The sequence below is a fragment of the Pseudomonas sp. NPDC090755 genome, from assembly GCF_044769005.1.
Classification (GTDB): domain Bacteria; phylum Pseudomonadota; class Gammaproteobacteria; order Pseudomonadales; family Pseudomonadaceae; genus Aquipseudomonas.
In genome coordinates, this window is record NZ_JBIVXC010000005.1 from 91,724 (window position 1) to 108,477 (window position 16,754).

The window sequence follows — 16,754 nt, forward strand, 5'->3', positions numbered from 1 at the left end:
CTTCACTCGGGATACAGCATCCATTGCGTCTGCCCCTTGATGCGCACATAGGGTCTGCCCTGGTACTCGACCACCGCCGAATCGGAGTTCTCCGAAACGGCGGCCGTGGTCGGCAGGTCATGGGTCAGCGCCGCCAGGTCCAGCGGGCCGCCCTGCTGGGCATACAACCGGGCAATCAGCTCGGAGATCGCCAGGTAGCTGGAAGGCTCGCTGACGTGCCGTGGCCCTTGCTGGTCGTTCTCGCCCATGTTGATCAGCTTGATCGCCGCCGGCACATGGGTGATGGAGCGTGACGGGATCTCGCGCATGCCGGAAATCTGCATGCGGTCGCCGTGCACCGCCGCGCCATGTTCAGGCACCATCACCAGCACCACCCGCCGGCCGCTCTGCTGGATCATGTCGATGAACTGGTCGATGTCGCCGAGGAAGTTCTTCGCCCGCTCCTGGAAGGAGGCACGCCGGGTGCTGCCATCGGCATTGGTGATGCGGTTGCCGTCATGCAGGGTGATGGTGTTGTAGAACAGCGACACCGCCGGTTTCTGCTCCTTGAGCCGATGACTCCACCAGGCCTGCAGCACATCGTGGTCACGGGCGATGTTGGCGCCGTCGTACGACTTCAGTGCGGTGGGGAAATCGTCACTGCTCACCAGCGGCGCAGGCAGGTGCTGACCGGCCAGGAAGGTCATGTACTTGCGGGTGATCGGGCCGTTGTGGTTGAGCATCAGCTCGGGGCTGTAGCCCAGCTTGGCGAGGTTGTCGAACAACATGCACTGCGCATTCGCCGGCTCGTACAGCTGGATGTGATGCGGCTGCCCACAACTGGCGCGCAGCATGCGGATGGCAGCCGGGCCGCTGTAGGACGTGGCCGAATTGAAACGATCGAACACCACGTTCATGCGGCGGAACAGGGCGTTGTCACGCATCCCGGCGTCTTCCAGGTCGTCCCAGGCCAGCGAGCAGACGTTGAGCACCAACAGGTCGAAGGGCTCGGCCGTGGTGTTACGCTCGGGGAAGCGGGTGCTCTTGCCGGCCTGCTCGCGGTAGAACTGCTCAAGCCAGGCGTCGATCGCCTTGCTCTCGGCCACCGGGCTGCTGGCGCCCTGGGTCGTGCCGGTTTCACCGGCAACCGACTGCGCAGGTGCGCTGATCGCCGGCAAGGCGCCGGCCAGGTACACCCACAGCAGCAAGGCGACGCTGACCAGGGTCAGGCGCACCCAGGGCGCAATGAACAGGTACAGCAGGCCCACGGCGAAGAGCACGCCCAGTACATCCCAGTTGACGAAACGCCCGAGCAGGTCGATGACGTAGTCGACGGAAAACGCCAGCACTTCGGACTGCTCGAACAACCGGCGGATCGGCGGATACCAGGTGTCCTTGTAGAGCAGCGCGGCGCCCAGCACCACCGTCACGGCCTGGCGAATGCGCGGCAGCCATAGCCCTGGCAGGGGCAGCAGGATGCCGGCGGCGAGCAACAGGTTGAGCAGGGCATTGAAGTCCAGCAGGCCCATCCACAACAAAACGAATTTGGCCAGGAAGTACAGGTTCCACAGCCCGAGCTCCGGCCATCGTGTTACTGGCGCCGCGGCCACCGCATCAGTCATGGACGCCCTCCTTCCCGGCATCATGATTGATCCGTACACCCCGGGCGATGAGGTGACGCGGCGGCAGGCGACGATCGAGCCAGGTGGCCAGACGTCGCCCCCACAGGAACAGGACAATGGCCAGCGGTGCCGTCAGCAAGACGGTCAGGCCAATGACCCACAGCAGTTCGTCATAGGTCATGGGCGTGACTCCAGCGATTGCAGGGAAACTTTCTTGGGTTGCAGCGGCCGGAAGGCCTCGGTGTCCGGCTGCGCGTCCACCGCGTCCAGCCCCCGGGTATCCACCAGTGCCACGGCATCGGACTGGAACGCTGCCGTGGGCAGGATCTGCGACGGCAGTACGCTTTCGTACCCCGCGATCACATCTTCCCAGGGCAGGCGGAACACATTGCGCAGCGCAGCCTCGACCAGCGAGGGGCTGCAAGCGAACAGAAACAAGTACGGGACATCATCGGCCAGGCAGGCAACGTCGCCGTAACGACGCAACTGCAACTGCTGCATCACGGCAACAGGGCTCAACGTCGACAAAGGTTGCAGGCGCAGCAACTGGTGGCGAACCTCGGTGCCGACGGTGTTGTCGGCCATCTTCTTCACCGCGGCGGCGAAGGCCCGTGGCGACAGGCTGCCACGCACCTCAAGGGGGCGCAGGCGGGCCAGCAGGGCCGAGGGTTCGGCGGCCAGCGGACGCTGCCAGCGTTGCCCCTGGATGCCGCGCATCAAGGTCAGAAAACGCAGGAAGGGCGTGCCGTGGGGCACGATCAGGTTGGCGCCGCTGGCCAGCAGCAGTTGCTCTTCATGCTGACGCAGCCCCTGCAGCATTTCGCGCACCACCAGTTTGACCGCGCGGCCGCAATGGCTGCGCAACTGATACAGGCGCGTGGCGAGTGCGTTGACCTCGTCCGTACCGCTCAAGGCGAAGATCACGGTCGCCGCCTGGGCATCCATCCCCCGCTCCAGCAGCGCATCCGGGTCGTCGAACAGCTGCCACTGGGCGGTAGGGGACGCTTCGCCGCCGAGCACCACGGTCTGCGCCAGCACCTGACGTTGATCGTTTGCGGTGGGCGCCGTACGTTCTTCATCGGGAAGCGGCGACACCCGGAATCCCCTGCCCTCGTCGAGCAGCAGGAGGTCATGCGGCCCGTTCACGCCCGCCTCGTTGCTCCAGAAATGCACCAGCAAATGCCGAGCGCCCTGGGCGATGTAGACCTGGGCCAGGCCGGAAATATTGTCGTTGTGACGCACCAGGATATCGAGCAAGGCCGGCGGCGGTGAGTCGCCCACCACCAGCAGGGTACTGCCCACCGAACGCAGCCAGTCCTGGGCACGGGCACACCACAGCGCCAGGTCATCGGCCACCAGCTCGTCCCAGCCCTTGTGCGGCACCCGCACCAGCCACAACGCCCCTTCCCCGCCGCGCACCCGCGGCACGTCATGGCGCAGTGCCTGAATCAGGCGTTTGGTGGACATCGACGGCAGGTCGAACAGGGTCAGGTGCCCCGGGCCGCGATCATCGGCAATGCCCTTGAGCAAATCGCGCGAGGCGCCGGTCGCATTGACCAGCAACGCTCGCGCCGACGCCGGCAGCCCCGTCAGCAGTTGCGTGCACAACCGGTCCGCGGTATCCGGCGATTCGCAGGCTAGCCAGTAAAGACCGCCGATGCGCATTTCAACTTGTCTGTCGGGTAGGCCGGGCAATACCGGCGTCGACACATGCAATGGCTACCTCCATGGGGCACGGGTGTTTCAGTCCATAAGTCCGGCGTACGGGCAATTTCAGTGCGCGCAGTGCTCGCCAGGCGTCTGTCCCGGGTGCCGGGATCTATAAAGTTGAACGAGCCTTCAGCAAAGAACTCTAGACCCGTTTGCTCAGGTCGTAGGATGTTTGCTCGGCAACGGGAAAAAATCCGATACGGCTGCACACCCTGTCGCACAGGGTGTGCAGTACGTGACTAGCGAAGCTTGCTTGCTTTCCAACGACGCACCACCAGTTTCTCGAGCTCAACCGCGAAGAAAACCAGTACGCCAATACCCAACGCCACCATCCAGTTGCTCAATGGCAAGGGCACCGTGTGGAACGCCGTTTGCATGAAGGGCGCGTAGGATATCAGGCACTGCAGCAAGATCAAGCCAAGCGTGACCGTCAGCAATGCGCCGTTACGTAGCAGCGCCATGTTCAGCGAGAACCGGTCCTGCAGCCGGCAGTTGAACAAATAGGCCCATTGTGCGGTGACCAGGGTGTGCAGGATCATCGTGCGGATATGGTCGGTGTCCTGGCCATCGGCGACCATCCAGGCCTCGAGTGCAAAGGCCGCCGCCGTCAGTAGCGCGCCCACGAACAGCACGCGCCACACCGCATAGGCATTGAGGATCGACTCCCCCGCTTTCCTCGGCGAGCGGCGCATCATCCCGGGCTCGCCCGGTTCGAACGCCAGGGCGAAGGACAAGGTGGTGGAGGTGGCCATGTTCATCCACAGGATCTGCAACGGCGACAGCGGCACCACTGCACCGACCAGCAGGGCCATGACGATCAGCAGCCCCTGGGCCATGTTGGTCGGCAGGATGAACAGCACCGTCTTCTTCAGGTTGTCATAGACCCGACGCCCCTCGCGCACGGCATTGGCGATGGTGGAGAAGTTGTCGTCGGTCAGCACCATGTCGGCGGCTTCCTTGGTCACCTCGGTGCCCTTGATGCCCATGGCGATACCGACATCGGCCTGCTTCAGCGCCGGGGCGTCGTTGACGCCGTCACCGGTCATGCCCACCACCTGCCCGTTGGCCTGCAGCGCACGCACCAGGCGTAACTTGTGCTCAGGGCTGGTACGGGCGAACACCGAGTACTGCATGGCCAGCGACTTGAGCGTTGCGTCGTCGGTCTGCTCCAGTTCCTGGCCGGTCATGGCCCGCAGGTCGTTGCCCATGCCCAGCATGCGGGCGATGGCGACGGCGGTGTCCGGGTGGTCACCGGTGATCATCTTGACTTCGATACCCGCCTGCTTGCACAGGGCGATCGCCTCGATCGCCTCGGGGCGCGGCGGGTCCATCAGCCCGGCCACGCCGAGAAAGACCATGCCCTGGCGCACATGCGGATGATCGATTTGCTCGCCCACACCGGTTGCCGGGCGGTACGCGGCCGCCAGCATGCGCAGGCCCTGTTCGGCAATATGGCCCATCTCGCGTTCCCAGTAGGCACGATCCAGCGGCTCGGGGCCGTCTGCACCCAGTTGCTGCTCACACAGGTCCAGCAACACGTCCGGGGCGCCCTTGAGGTAGATCAGGCTTTCTCCCTCCACCTCGCAACGACGGGCCATGTACTTGTAGGCCGAGTCGAAGGGAATCTTGCCCAGGCGCTGCACGTCCACCGGCGCCAGGTCGGCCTTGCGCGCCAGCACCTTGAGCGCGCCTTCGGTAGGGCCGCCGATCACGCTCCAGCGCCCCTGCTCATCGCGTTGCAGGCTACTGTCGTTGCAGATGTCCACGGCACGGATAAAGGCCACCAGGCCCGGGTGCGCCGCCCAGTCCAGCGCCTCGGTCGCGCCGGCCAGGGTGATACGCCCCCGTGGCTCGTAGCTCTGCCCGCCCACGCCATAGAACCTGTTGGCGGTGAGCACCTGCTTCACCGTCATTTCGTTCATGGTCAGGGTGCCGGTCTTGTCCGAGCAGATCACATTCATGGCGCCCAGGGTTTCCACGGTGGGCAGCTTGCGGATGATCGCCTGGTTGCGCGCCATGCGCTGCACGCCCAGGGAGAGGATGATCGACACGATCGCCGGCAGCCCCTCGGGCACCGCTGCCACGGCCAGGCTGATCAACGACAGCGACAGCTCGCCCAGCGCATAGTCGTGCCAGAAAAAACCGATGATGAACAACAGCACCATCATGCCGATGATCAATTGGAAAATGCGCTTGCCCAGCTGGGCAATCTGCCGAAGCAGGGGCGTTTCGGTTTCATCCACCGTGGCGATCATGCGGTTGATCTTGCCCAGTTCCGTGGCGGTGCCGGTCTCGATCACTACGCCCTTGGCGTTGCCGGCACTGACACTGGTGCCCGAGAAGGCCAGGTTGGTACGGTCGGCCAGCTGCACTTCATGGTCCAGGGCTTCGGTCTGCTTGGCGACGGTCAGCGACTCGCCGGTGAGCATGGACTCTTCCACCTGCAGCTGATGCACCTGGAACAGGCGCACATCGGCCGGAACCTTGTCGCCGGGACGCAACACCACGATATCGCCCGGCACAAGCTCGCGGGCATCGATCTCAAGCTTCTGGCCGTCACGCACCACATGGGCGGTGTTACTGAGCATGCCGCGCAGGGCCGCCAGGGACTTCTCGGCCTTGTTCTCCTGGAAGAAGCCGATGGCCGCATTGATCAGCGCTACCGTGAGGATGACCAGGGTATCGGTCCAGTGCCCCATCATCGCCGTGGCCAGGGCGGCGGCCAGCAGAATGTAGATAAGCACATCGTTGAAGTGGCGGGCGAAGCGCAACCAGATCGGGTCCACGGCCTTGGCGGGCAAGGCGTTGGGCCCCAGTCGCAGCAGTCGCGCCCTGGCCTCCTGGGGGGCAAGGCCGGACTCGCTGGTCTGCAGGTCAGTCATGGTTTGCTGCGGGCTTTTTCGATACCAGGGCGCTGCACTACGTGTTTGCGGTTGCATTGATCCCATACCGTCCTCCCGGCGTTCGTCCTGAAGTGGAGGGTCAAGCAGCGATGTACGCTGGGTTGAAAAGCACACACCCGTTTTTTTGCGCCGAACTTCGCTCTCCAACCCGGTCCAATAGCGTTGATGGGCTATTTTTGCTTCCGTGCAGGTGCCCGTGATTGATTCAGATCAGCAGTGCGGGTGTAAAAAATATCTGCCGGGCGTCAATGCCGCTTACTATTAGGGAAGTAGAACGGCGCTAACCCATTGATTTGTTAAATGGCCGCTTCAGAACTCGATGAAAAGTAAAGCTTGATGCGAAAACTCCTGTTAAGCGCCCTGGCGCTGGTGGTCATTGCCGCGCTCTGCGGCTATGGGTTCTGGACCGAGCAACGGCCGGCCGGGCATTACCTGTCGGACCTGCGGATCGAGCTGGCCCTGAGCGAAGGCGTCCCCGGCGAACAGGGCAACCTGCTGGGGGTCGAGCCGCTGCTGTTTCCCGGTGACTACCAGAACCTGCACCGCCTGCACCGCAAGCTGGCTGCCTATCTCGAACAGGCTCGCGCCCAGGGCCTGGTCAATGCCCGCACCATCGTCATCCTGCCCGAGCACATCGGCACCTGGCTCTGGGCCCGGGGCGAAAAGAACGAGCTGTACCAGGTCACCCAGCGCCGTGACGCCTGGCAATGGCTGGAGTTGAGCAACCCGATCAGCTATGGGCTGGCCATGCTCGGTGCCGAGGGTGATGACTGGCGCGCCGATGCCCACCTGCGCATGAAGGCGCAACAGATGGCCAGCGACTACCAGCAGTTGTTCGGTGGCCTGGCCAGGGAGTTCGGCATCACCCTGGTGGCGGGCTCCATTGTCCTGCCCTCCCCCTATGTCGAGCGCGGTACCCTGCGGGTCGGCTCCGGGGCGCTGTACAACAGCAGCCTGGTGTTTGCCGGGGACGGCTCGGTGCTCGGCCAGCCCCTGCGCCAGCAGCACCCGGACAGTGAGATGCGGCGCTTCATCGACAGCGGTATCGACCAGCCCCTGCAAGTACTGCAAACGCCAGCCGGACGCCTGGGCGTACTGATCGGCAGCGACAGCTGGTACCCCAGCAACCAGCAACAGCTGGCCAACCAGCGGGTGCAGTTCATTGCCAACCCCGCGTTCCTGGGCGGCAAGGGCAGCTGGAATGGCCCCTGGCGTGGCAACCGTCATCAGCCCCTGGCGGCCGGGCTGGCCTTCAAACCCGGTGAAGTCAGCGAGGCCCGGGCCTGGCAGCAACTGACCCTGAACGCCAACCCCGCCGGCACGAGCAGCATGAGCGTGTTCCTGCACGGACGCTTCTGGGATGTGGCCGCCGAAGGCCAGGGCTTTGCCAACCGCGCCGGCCTCAACCTCAGCGGCAACAGCGCCCATGGCGCACGCCTGCTCAACCTGTGGCTGTAGGTTCGTCCATGCCCCGTCCAAGGATGCGCCTGGGTGACCTGTCCGTCGGTTTCATCCAGAACATGGAAGAGGCCTTGCAGCAACGCGGCATCGACCCGACCCCGCTGCTGGAGCGCTATGGCCTGCACGAGGCGCGCCTGGCCGAAGCCGGTGCGCGCTTGTCCATCCCTCGCTACATGCACCTGGGCCATGCCGCCATCGAACTGGCCGGTGACCCGGCCCTGGGCCTGCACATGGGCCGCATCAGCCGCCTGAGCCAGGCCGGGCTTGCCGGTGTCACCGCGGCCCAGGCGCCGACCGTGGGCGAAGCGGCGCGCACCCTGCTGCGCTTCGAGCCGTTGTACGCGGCCAACTACCGCGGCCATTCAAGCTTTCATGAAGACGCCAGCGGCGCCTGGCTGCGCTTCTACTCCATCAGCCCGTACAACGCCTACAACCGCTTTGTGGTGGATTCGCTGCTGTCCGGCTGGCTGGCCCAGCTCTCACGGCTGGCCGGCGTGGCGCTGATGGCAGAACGGGTGGAGATTGAATTCGAGGCGCCCGCCTACGCCGCGCACTACCAGGCGCTGTGCAGCAACCCGGTGCACTTCGGCGCCCAGGCCAACCAGCTGCGCCTGAGCCGCGCCAACCTGATGCTGCGAAACCCGGACCATTGTCCAGGCACCTGGCAGCACCTGCTGAACCTGTGTGAAGCGGAACTGGAACAGCGCACACGCATCCGCAGCCTGGGCGAGCGCATCGCCCACTTGCTGGGACCATTGCTCAATGGCGGACGGGAACCGGATCTGGAGGAAGTGGCGCGGCACCTGCAACTGCCGACCTGGACCTTGCGGCGCAAGCTGGCCGAGGAAGGCACGCAGTTTCGCGCCATCCTCAACGATACCCGCCGCGACCTGGCCATGACCTACATCCGGGACACCGAACTGGCCTTCGGCGAGATCGCCTACCTGCTGGGATTTGCCTCGGCCGAAGCCTTCCAGCGCGCATTCAAGCGCTGGAACAGCATGACCCCGGGGGAATTTCGCCGCAGCCAGCGACTTGGCGGCTGAACTACAGCTCGGTGGCGTCGTCGGCAGGCTCGGGAGGATCAAGCTCCAACGCCAGTAGTTCGAGTAGTTCTTCTTGATAGTCGTCCATCGTCTGCTCCGTCGTTTCTCGTTCATGTCTTGGATTCATCAACAAGCCTAAAGTGCCGTGATGAAAGAAAAATGACAATGACGCGTATCAACTTAACGTAGCAGCGAATGGCGTGTTTTTCCGCCCTTACAGCGGCGCCTGGTCCGTATTGCCGACAGGTGCCGCCGGGGCGGCGGTCGGTTGTGGCTCTGCCGGCGCCGCAGCGGGCTGCTCGGCATTGATCGGCGAGGCCTCGGCAGGTGGAGGCACCGGCCTTGAGCCATTGCTGTCGTCCACCACAGGGGCCGGCGCAGCCTCGGCGGCTGGAGCCGGCTCGTTCACCGCTGGAGCAGGTGCTGGCTCGGCAGCCGCTTCGGCAGGTACCGGCGCCAGGGGGGCCGGCGCAGGTTCAGGTATGCCCAGTTCCGGCGCCGGCTTTTCCACAGGCTTTTGCGCTGTGCTCTTTTGCTTCTGCTCCTTGGGCAGGAAGCTCTCGACCAGGGCGAAATAGCGCTCATAGAACTTGGCCGAGGTCACCGTCTCGCTGGCCACCTTGACCATGGAATCGTCGGTGGAGCCGATCGGCATCGACAGCGAGCCCAGCACCCCTACCCCGACACTGGCCGAGGTATTGGACTTTTTCAGCGCATAACGGTCCTGCAGAGCGTTGGCGAACATGGTCGAACGCAGTTCGTCACCGCTGTCACGGGCACAGACCACGCTGAAGCTGATCTGCAGGTGCGACTCGCCGGTCTGCTGGAAACTCTTGTTGCCGCTGACCTGGCCGGCACCGCTGCTGGTGATGATGTAGCCCTGGCTGAGCAAGGCGCGACGAGCCGCTTCACAGGTGCCCGCTTCGCTCACCGGAAAACTGCGCGAGTAGGTGCCCGAGTCGTCGAAATTCTCGTGTTCGTAGATGGCAGCTTTCTTCGAAGAACAGCCGGAAACACCCGCCAGCACCAGGGCCAGCCCGAGCGCACTGAAGACGGTCGACTTTGACATTGCAAATCCTGAGTAAAACGTTCTGTGCCTATTGTGCAACACATCGGCGGATCTCTGGAACCGTAGCCGGGCAATCACCACGGAAAATTCACTCACAGCCCCTTAAACCCCCTTGTTTGACGGGACGACACCGCTGGTCGAAAAGTACTCAACTACCAGGAAAACGCCTCACGCACGTATCAGACATGTTCGACTTTTGCGCTGACTCGCCAGCGTCTAAGCTGGCAAGTGGCCATCAATCATTCTACAGGACGACAGGAGTCAATGCGGTGAAGAACCTTTCCGTCAAACTCAAGCTGCTGCTGGGCTTTACGCCCATTCTGGTGTTGATGGCGCTTCTCGCCCTCACCGCCATCAACAGCCTGGACACCCTGACCCGGCGCGCCGAACGCCTGGTGTCGGTCAACTACATTCTCGACAACCTCAATGAAATGCGCGCCGCGCAACTGAGCTACGAGCAAACCCGCGAGGCCACCTTTACCCGCCAGCTTAACGAGGCGCATCTCCAGGCCACCCAGCTGCTGGAAGAAAACCTGGGGCAACTGCCCGATACCGACTCCCAGCGGTTGCTCAAGGCCACCCGGGATGACCTGGGCAGTTACCTGGAGCAGTTTCGCCAACTTCAGACCGCGCCAGCCGGCAGCCCGGAGCAGGCTCGGCTCCACGACCAGTTGCTGGAGACGGTGCACAAGGGCCTGGAGGCGATCAACAACCTGATCACCCTGCAGAACCGCCAGAGCACCGAGGAGTCCAGGCACAGCCGCCTATTGATGCTCGGCCTGCTGGCGTGCGCCCTGGTCCTGGGCGCACTGATCAGCGCCCTGATCATCCACCAGGTCACCCAGCCCTTGCGCCGCGCCGTGGAGATCGCCCGGCGTATCGGTGAAGGCGACCTGACCGACACCGCCAGCGAGCCGCGCCGCGACGAGTTCGGCCAGTTGCTCCAGGCCCTGGCGCAAAGCGGTCACAACCTGCGCGACATGCTGGGCCAGGCCGGGCATGTCACCCGTCAGTTGTCCACCGCCGCCCAGGCGCTATCAACCATCACCGAACAGACCAGCGCCGGTATCAGCAGCCAGAAGGTCGAAACCGACCAGGTCGCCACGGCGATGAGCGAGATGGTCGCCACCGTGCAGGATGTGGCGCGCAACGCTGAAGAAGCCAGCGAGGCCACTCGCCAGGCCAACAGCCAGGCGAACCAGGGCAACCAGGTGGTGCAGCGGGCCCTGACCCAGATCGGGCAACTGGCCGACGACATCGGTAACTCCGCCAGCGCGGTCACTCAGCTGTCAGAAGAAAGCGAACGGATCAGCAGCGTCATGACCGTGATCAACGCCATTGCCGAGCAAACCAACCTGCTGGCGCTCAACGCCGCCATCGAAGCCGCCCGGGCGGGCGAGGCCGGGCGTGGTTTCGCGGTGGTGGCCGACGAGGTTCGCGGGCTGGCCCAGCGCACCCAGCAGTCCACGGCGCAGATCGAGGCGCTGATCGTTTCCTTGCAGCAGGGCGCACAGAAGGCTGCGGACATGATGCACAGCAGCCATCAGATGGTCGGCACCACGGTTGCACTGGCCAATGAGGCGGGTATCGAACTGCAGGCGATCACCCAGACCGTCACCGCCATCCAGGGCATGAACCTGCAGATTGCCACCGCCGCCGAACAACAGAGCGCGGTGGCCGAAGCGATCAACCGCAGCGTGCTGAGTGTTCGTGACGTGGCCGAGCGGTCATCGAGCGCCTCGCAGCAGACGGCGGCCTCCTCCGTGGAGCTGGCGCGCCTGGGCAGTGAGCTGCAACAACTGGTGGCACGCTTTCGGGTGTAGCGGCGAAAAATGTGCGGCACAAAAAAAGCGACCCTGGGGTCGCTTTTTTTGTTACATCAATATGGCGCAGCGGACGGGACTCGAACCCGCGACCCCCGGCGTGACAGGCCGGTATTCTAACCGACTGAACTACCGCTGCGTGTCGTACTGGCTTGCACCTGCTGGCAGGCACAAAAAAAGCGACCTTGAGATCGCTTGATCTGCTGCATCGAGGTGTTCATGGGACCTCGAAGCGAAGATGGCGCAGCGGACGGGACTCGAACCCGCGACCCCCGGCGTGACAGGCCGGTATTCTAACCGACTGAACTACCGCTGCGTATCGCACAGGCTTGCACCTGCTTGAAACTGGGATCTGGCCTGAAGGCTTCGGTACCTTCGGACCTCAAACCGGTCATTGACCGATCTGGAGAAAAATGGCGCGGCGGACGGGACTCGAACCCGCGACCCCCGGCGTGACAGGCCGGTATTCTAACCGACTGAACTACCGCCGCGCAGTGTGGACTATCGTCCGGTTCCTCTCAGGTGACACCTTCTTGCGAACATGTCGAACCAGGAACATCTCAGGAAGTGGTGGGTGATGACGGGATCGAACCGCCGACCCTCTGCTTGTAAGGCAGATGCTCTCCCGGCTGAGCTAATCACCCGTGTGCTTCGCTGAGGTGGCGAAATTTACGCAGGTATCGAACCTAAGTCAATACCCCCGTTGAAGTTTTTTCAAAAAGGGCAAAAAAAAGGTTCTTCACGGAATTGCGGGGGGTATGGGTTTGGGTGTTGAAGCTGCGAGCTTATCCATTCCCTGCGGCGACGCTGCCGGCCCCTTCCGCCCTTACGGCGGCCAACTTTTTTCTTGGAAAAAGTTGGCAAAACCGCCTGCTCCTACATACGGCCCTACGCTGCGCTTCGGGTCCCTTCGCTCCGGCGTCTTCCGGGGCCACGCGGCCTACGACTTGCTTCGCCAAGTCTACGGCTCGAGCTCTTCGGCTACGCCGAAGGTGCTACGCACCGGCCCCTACAGACACCTCCACTCAGCCTCCTGAAGTCGCAAAGTTACGGGCGGCGCCTGAACTGGCTTTATCTTCGAAAGTCGATTGTGCAGTGGATAATCACCACCGCAAGACAAGCTTCGCACGCGAAGCGAACACAGCGACTTGCTGTCGCTTTTGCTCTGGCTTTTACTCTGGCTTTTGCTCTGGCTTTTGCTCTGGCTTTTGCTCTGGCTTTTGCTTTTGCTTTTGCTCTTCATACGCGCAGGTTCAGACGCCGCAATCTGCGACTTCAGGAGGCCGAGTGGAGGTGTCTGGAGGGGCCGGTGCGTAGCACCTTCGGCGCAGCCGAAGAACGCGAGCCGTAGACTTGCGTAGCAAGTCGTAGTGCCGCGTGGCCCCGGAAGACGCCGCAGCGAGGGTACCCGAAGCGCAGCGTAGGGCCGTATGTAGGAGCAAGCGGTTTTGCCAACTTTTTCCAAGAAAAAAGTTGGCCGCCGTAAAGGCGGAAGGGGCCGGCAACGTCGCCGCAGGGAATGGATAATCTCGCAGCCTCAACACCCAAGCCCAAGGACCCTACCCCCCCGGAATTCCGTGAAGAACCAAAAAAAGCGCTGTTACTTGTAGATCATCTTCTTGGTCATGCCGCCGTCGACCACGAACTCCTGGCCGGTAACGAAGCCGGCATTGCGCGACAACAGCCAGGCAACCATGGCCGCCACGTCTTCCACCGTCCCTACCCTGCCCGCCGGATGCTGGGCATGATCGGACTCGGTCAACGGCTCGGCGCGACGCTGGGACGGGTCCCGGGCATCGATCCAGCCAGGACTGACGGCGTTGACGCGGATCTCCGGCCCCAGGCTCATGGCCAGGGCATGGGTGAGCGCCAAAAGGCCACCCTTGCTCGCCGCATAGGCCTCGGTATCGGGCTCCGACTGCGCGGCGCGGGTCGAGGCCAGGTTGACGATGGCCCCGCCGTGGGCGCGCAGATACGGCGCACAGTGCTTGGCCAGCAGCATCGGACCACCGAGGTTGACCGCCAGCACACGGTTCCAGTACGCAAGGCTCAGGGTTTCCAGGGTGGTGTTGTGCGGATCGGCGATGGCCGCGTTGCACACCAACGCGTCCAGACGACCGAACTGGCCGAGCACCTCGGCCACCCCGGTCTTGACCTGGGCCTCATCGGCCACGTCCATGGCGATGAACCAGGCGTTGTCACCCAGCACCTTGGCGGCCTTGGCACCGCGTACACGGTCAAGGTCGGTGAGCACCACCTGCCAGCCCTCGGCGATCAGCCAGGCGGCAATGCCCAGGCCGATCCCCCGGGCTGCACCGGTGACCAGGGCGACGCGGCCGTTATGGCTGCTGTCGTCCACCGACCAGTCGATCACAGCGCCGCCAGACCGCGGGCCAGGTCGGCCTTGAGGTCGTTGACGTCTTCCAGACCCACGGCCACGCGGATCAGGCTGTCGCGAATGCCGGCGGCCTCACGCTCCTGAGGCGACAGACGGCCGTGGGAGGTGGTACCCGGATGGGTGATGGTGGTCTTGCTGTCGCCCAGGTTGGCGGTGATCGAGATCAACCGGGTGGCGTCGATGAAGCGCCAGGCGCCCTCTTTGCCGCCCTTGACCTCGAAGCTCACCACCGCGCCGAAGCCGCTCATCTGGCGCTTGGCCAGTTCATGCTGCGGATGGCTGGCAAGGCCTGCGTAGTGAACCTTTTCGATCCCCTCCTGCTGCTCCAGCCACTCGGCCAGCGCCTGGGCGTTGGCACAGTGGGCGCGCATGCGCAGGTTGAGGGTCTCCAGACCCTTGAGGAAGATCCAGGCGTTGAACGGGCTCAGGGACGGCCCTGCGGTGCGCAGGAAACCCACTACTTCCTTCATCTGCTCGCTACGCCCGGCCACCACGCCACCCATGCAACGGCCCTGGCCGTCGATGAACTTGGTTGCCGAATGCACGACGATGTCGGCGCCCAGCTTCAGCGGCTGCTGCAGGGCCGGGGTGCTGAAGCAGTTGTCGACCACCAGCTGTGCGCCCTTGGCATGGGCGATCTCGGCCAGGGCACTGATATCCACAAGCTCGGCCAGCGGGTTGGACGGCGACTCGACGAACAGCAGCTTGGTGTTGGCCTTGATCGCCTGCTCCCAACCGGCCAGGTCGGCCAGGGGCACATAGTCGACCTGCACGCCGAAGCGCTTGAAGTACTTCTCGAACAGGCTGATGGTCGAGCCGAACACGCTCTGGGAGACCAGCACGTGGTCACCGGCGCTGCACAGCGCCATTACCGTGGAGAGGATCGCCGACATGCCGGTGGATGTGGCCACCGCCTGCTCGGCGCCTTCCAGGGCGGCGATGCGCTCTTCGAAGCCGCGAACGGTCGGGTTGGTGTAGCGCGAATAGACGTTGCCTGGCACTTCGCCGGCGAACCGTGCAGCGGCATCGGCCGCTGTACGGAACACGTAGCTGGAGGTGAAGAACAGCGGATCGCTGTGCTCACCTTCCGGCGTGCGATGCTGGCCGGCGCGTACCGCCAGCGTATCGAAAGCGACCCCTTCGAGGTCGCTGTCCAGGCGCCCGGCATCCCATTCCTGTGTCATGCCGCTGCTCCTCACTCAGTTGTTGTAGAGGTCGATGATCGCGCTGACGGCCTGGTTCTTGACCTTGGAAGCGTCGTTGCGGGCCTGCTCGATCTTGTTCAGGTAGGCTTCGTCGATGTCGCCGGTGACGTACTTGCCGTCGAACACCGCGCAATCGAAGTGCTCGATCTTGATCTTGCCACCGCCGACCGCCTCGATCAGGTCCGGCAGGTCCTGGTAGACCAGCCAGTCGGCGCCGATCAGTTCGGCGACGTCTTCGGTGCTGCGGTTGTGGGCGATCAGTTCATGGGCGCTCGGCATGTCGATGCCGTAGACGTTGGGGAAGCGTACCGCCGGGGCTGCCGAGCAGAAGTAGACGTTCTTGGCGCCGGCTTCGCGGGCCATCTGGATGATCTGCTTGCAGGTGGTGCCGCGCACGATGGAGTCGTCCACCAGCATCACGTTCTTGCCGCGGAATTCCAGTTCGATGGCGTTGAGCTTCTGGCGTACGGACTTCTTGCGCGCGGCCTGGCCGGGCATGATGAAGGTACGACCGATGTAGCGGTTCTTGACGAAACCTTCGCGGAACTTGACGCCCAGGTGGTTGGCCAGCTCCAGGGCGGCGGTACGGCTGGTGTCGGGAATCGGGATGACCACGTCGATGTCGTGGTCCGGACGCTCGCGCTGGATCTTCTCGGCCAGCTTCTCGCCCATGCGCAGGCGCGCCTTGTACACCGAAACGCCGTCGATGATCGAGTCGGGACGGGCCAGGTAGACGTGTTCGAAGATGCACGGGGTCAGTTGCGGGTTGGTCGCGCACTGACGGGTGTGCAGCTTGCCTTCCTCGGTGATGTACACCGCTTCGCCCGGGGCCAGGTCGCGGATCAGGGTGAAGCCGAGCACGTCCAGGGACACGCTCTCGGAAGCGATCATGTACTCCACGCCTTCGTCGGTGTGACGCTGGCCGAAGACGATCGGGCGGATGCCGTTGGGGTCACGGAAACCGACGATGCCGTAACCGGTGATCATCGCCACCACGGCATAACCACCGACGCAGCGGTTGTGCACGTCGGTGACCGCGGCGAACACGTCTTCCTCGGTCGGCTGCAGCTTGCCACGCACCGCCAGCTCATGGGCGAAGACGTTGAGCAGCACTTCGGAGTCGGAGCTGGTGTTGACGTGGCGCAGGTCGGACTCGTAGATCTCCTTGGCCAACTGTTCGACGTTGGTCAGGTTGCCGTTGTGCGCCAGGGTGATGCCGTACGGCGAGTTGACGTAGAACGGCTGGGCCTCGGCCGAGGTCGAGCTGCCCGCAGTCGGGTAGCGCACGTGGCCGATGCCCATGTGGCCTACCAGGCGCTGCATATGGCGCTGCTGGAACACATCACGGACCAGGCCGTTGTCCTTGCGCAGGAATAACCGGCCATCATGGCTGGTCACAATACCGGCAGCGTCCTGGCCGCGGTGCTGGAGGACGGTTAGCGCGTCATACAGCGCCTGATTGACGTTCGACTTACCGACGATACCGACGATGCCACACATGCGACGCAACCCCTACTTAATGAAACTGGACTGAACAG

11 protein-coding genes and 4 tRNA genes are annotated in these 16,754 nt (G+C 63.8%); 3 read left to right on the top strand and 12 right to left on the bottom strand.

All coding sequences use genetic code 11. The features are described from left to right. Positions 1-2 precede the first annotated feature (2 nt). The 4 genes from bcsG to ACIQUS_RS10180 all read right to left on the bottom strand — a co-directional run bounded on the left by bcsG (position 3) and on the right by ACIQUS_RS10180 (position 6,259). On the bottom strand, positions 3-1,601 hold the full coding sequence (gene bcsG, locus ACIQUS_RS10165; RefSeq protein ID WP_403046288.1) for a cellulose biosynthesis protein BcsG: 1,599 nt from the start codon (positions 1,599-1,601) through the stop codon (positions 3-5). Beyond that, complete coding sequence (locus ACIQUS_RS10170) at positions 1,594-1,782, bottom strand: cellulose biosynthesis protein BcsF (RefSeq protein ID WP_403046290.1); 189 nt, start codon at positions 1,780-1,782, stop codon at positions 1,594-1,596. Before ACIQUS_RS10170 ends, bcsG begins: the two co-directional genes overlap by 8 nt. Then, on the bottom strand, positions 1,779-3,311 hold the full coding sequence (bcsE, locus tag ACIQUS_RS10175) for a cellulose biosynthesis protein BcsE (RefSeq protein ID WP_403046795.1): 1,533 nt from the start codon (positions 3,309-3,311) through the stop codon (positions 1,779-1,781). The genes ACIQUS_RS10170 and bcsE overlap by 4 nt, the downstream gene beginning before the upstream one ends. Positions 3,312-3,550: 239 nt before the next feature. Continuing rightward, complete coding sequence (locus tag ACIQUS_RS10180; RefSeq protein ID WP_403046293.1) at positions 3,551-6,259, bottom strand: cation-transporting P-type ATPase; 2,709 nt, start codon at positions 6,257-6,259, stop codon at positions 3,551-3,553. A gap of 291 nt (positions 6,260-6,550) precedes the next feature. Between ACIQUS_RS10180 and ACIQUS_RS10185 the strand changes: the two genes are divergently transcribed. Both ACIQUS_RS10185 and ACIQUS_RS10190 read left to right on the top strand, forming a co-directional pair. Continuing rightward, positions 6,551-7,672 carry a nitrilase-related carbon-nitrogen hydrolase gene (locus ACIQUS_RS10185; protein ID WP_403046295.1) on the top strand — a complete coding sequence of 374 codons (1,122 nt, stop codon included), beginning with the start codon at positions 6,551-6,553 and terminating at the stop codon, positions 7,670-7,672. An 8-nt stretch (positions 7,673-7,680) separates the two neighbouring features. Continuing rightward, positions 7,681-8,721, top strand: a complete 1,041-nt coding sequence (locus ACIQUS_RS10190) for an AraC family transcriptional regulator (protein ID WP_403046298.1) — start codon at positions 7,681-7,683, stop codon at positions 8,719-8,721. A gap of 214 nt (positions 8,722-8,935) precedes the next feature. On the opposite strand, the gene ACIQUS_RS10195 is transcribed toward ACIQUS_RS10190, so the two are convergent. Beyond that, positions 8,936-9,790 (bottom strand): DUF2242 domain-containing protein, encoded by an 855-nt coding sequence (locus ACIQUS_RS10195; protein ID WP_403046301.1) that lies wholly within the window; start codon positions 9,788-9,790, stop codon positions 8,936-8,938. Between the two features lie 269 nt (positions 9,791-10,059). On the opposite strand from ACIQUS_RS10195, the gene ACIQUS_RS10200 reads away from it, so the two are divergent. Beyond that, on the top strand, positions 10,060-11,613 hold the full coding sequence (locus tag ACIQUS_RS10200) for a methyl-accepting chemotaxis protein (RefSeq protein ID WP_403046303.1): 1,554 nt from the start codon (positions 10,060-10,062) through the stop codon (positions 11,611-11,613). Positions 11,614-11,675: 62 nt separating this feature from the next. On the opposite strand, the gene ACIQUS_RS10205 is transcribed toward ACIQUS_RS10200, so the two are convergent. The 7 genes from ACIQUS_RS10205 to purF all read right to left on the bottom strand — a co-directional run bounded on the left by ACIQUS_RS10205 (position 11,676) and on the right by purF (position 16,716). After that, positions 11,676-11,752: transfer RNA gene (locus ACIQUS_RS10205), tRNA-Asp, on the bottom strand. 100 nt (positions 11,753-11,852) lie between these two features. Then, positions 11,853-11,929 (bottom strand) — tRNA-Asp (locus ACIQUS_RS10210). Positions 11,930-12,027: 98 nt separating this feature from the next. Continuing rightward, positions 12,028-12,104: transfer RNA gene (locus ACIQUS_RS10215), tRNA-Asp, on the bottom strand. A gap of 77 nt (positions 12,105-12,181) precedes the next feature. Next, a tRNA-Val gene (locus tag ACIQUS_RS10220) sits at positions 12,182-12,257 on the bottom strand. Positions 12,258-13,213: 956 nt separating this feature from the next. Further along, positions 13,214-13,972: an SDR family oxidoreductase gene (locus ACIQUS_RS10225; protein WP_403046797.1), complete on the bottom strand. Its 759-nt coding sequence runs from the start codon at positions 13,970-13,972 to the stop codon at positions 13,214-13,216. 11 nt (positions 13,973-13,983) lie between these two features. Beyond that, positions 13,984-15,195: an O-succinylhomoserine sulfhydrylase gene (locus ACIQUS_RS10230; RefSeq protein ID WP_403046306.1), complete on the bottom strand. Its 1,212-nt coding sequence runs from the start codon at positions 15,193-15,195 to the stop codon at positions 13,984-13,986. A 15-nt stretch (positions 15,196-15,210) separates the two neighbouring features. After that, positions 15,211-16,716 carry an amidophosphoribosyltransferase gene (purF, locus tag ACIQUS_RS10235; protein ID WP_403046309.1) on the bottom strand — a complete coding sequence of 502 codons (1,506 nt, stop codon included), beginning with the start codon at positions 16,714-16,716 and terminating at the stop codon, positions 15,211-15,213. Positions 16,717-16,754: the final 38 nt, after the last annotated feature.

What these genes read in the sequence shown, in the direction of transcription:
- ACIQUS_RS10170 (WP_403046290.1), bottom strand. Translation starts at nt 1,782, where the DNA reads ATGACCTATGACGAACTGCTGTGGGTCATTGGCCTGACCGTCTTGCTG.
- bcsG (WP_403046288.1), bottom strand. Translation starts at nt 1,601, where the DNA reads ATGACTGATGCGGTGGCCGCGGCGCCAGTAACACGATGGCCGGAGCTC.
- ACIQUS_RS10230 (WP_403046306.1), bottom strand. Translation starts at nt 15,195, where the DNA reads ATGACACAGGAATGGGATGCCGGGCGCCTGGACAGCGACCTCGAAGGG.
- ACIQUS_RS10195 (WP_403046301.1), bottom strand. Translation starts at nt 9,790, where the DNA reads ATGTCAAAGTCGACCGTCTTCAGTGCGCTCGGGCTGGCCCTGGTGCTG.
- purF (WP_403046309.1), bottom strand. Translation starts at nt 16,716, where the DNA reads ATGTGTGGCATCGTCGGTATCGTCGGTAAGTCGAACGTCAATCAGGCG.
- ACIQUS_RS10180 (WP_403046293.1), bottom strand. Translation starts at nt 6,259, where the DNA reads ATGGGATCAATGCAACCGCAAACACGTAGTGCAGCGCCCTGGTATCGA.
- ACIQUS_RS10190 (WP_403046298.1), top strand. Translation starts at nt 7,681, where the DNA reads ATGCCCCGTCCAAGGATGCGCCTGGGTGACCTGTCCGTCGGTTTCATC.
- ACIQUS_RS10185 (WP_403046295.1), top strand. Translation starts at nt 6,551, where the DNA reads ATGCGAAAACTCCTGTTAAGCGCCCTGGCGCTGGTGGTCATTGCCGCG.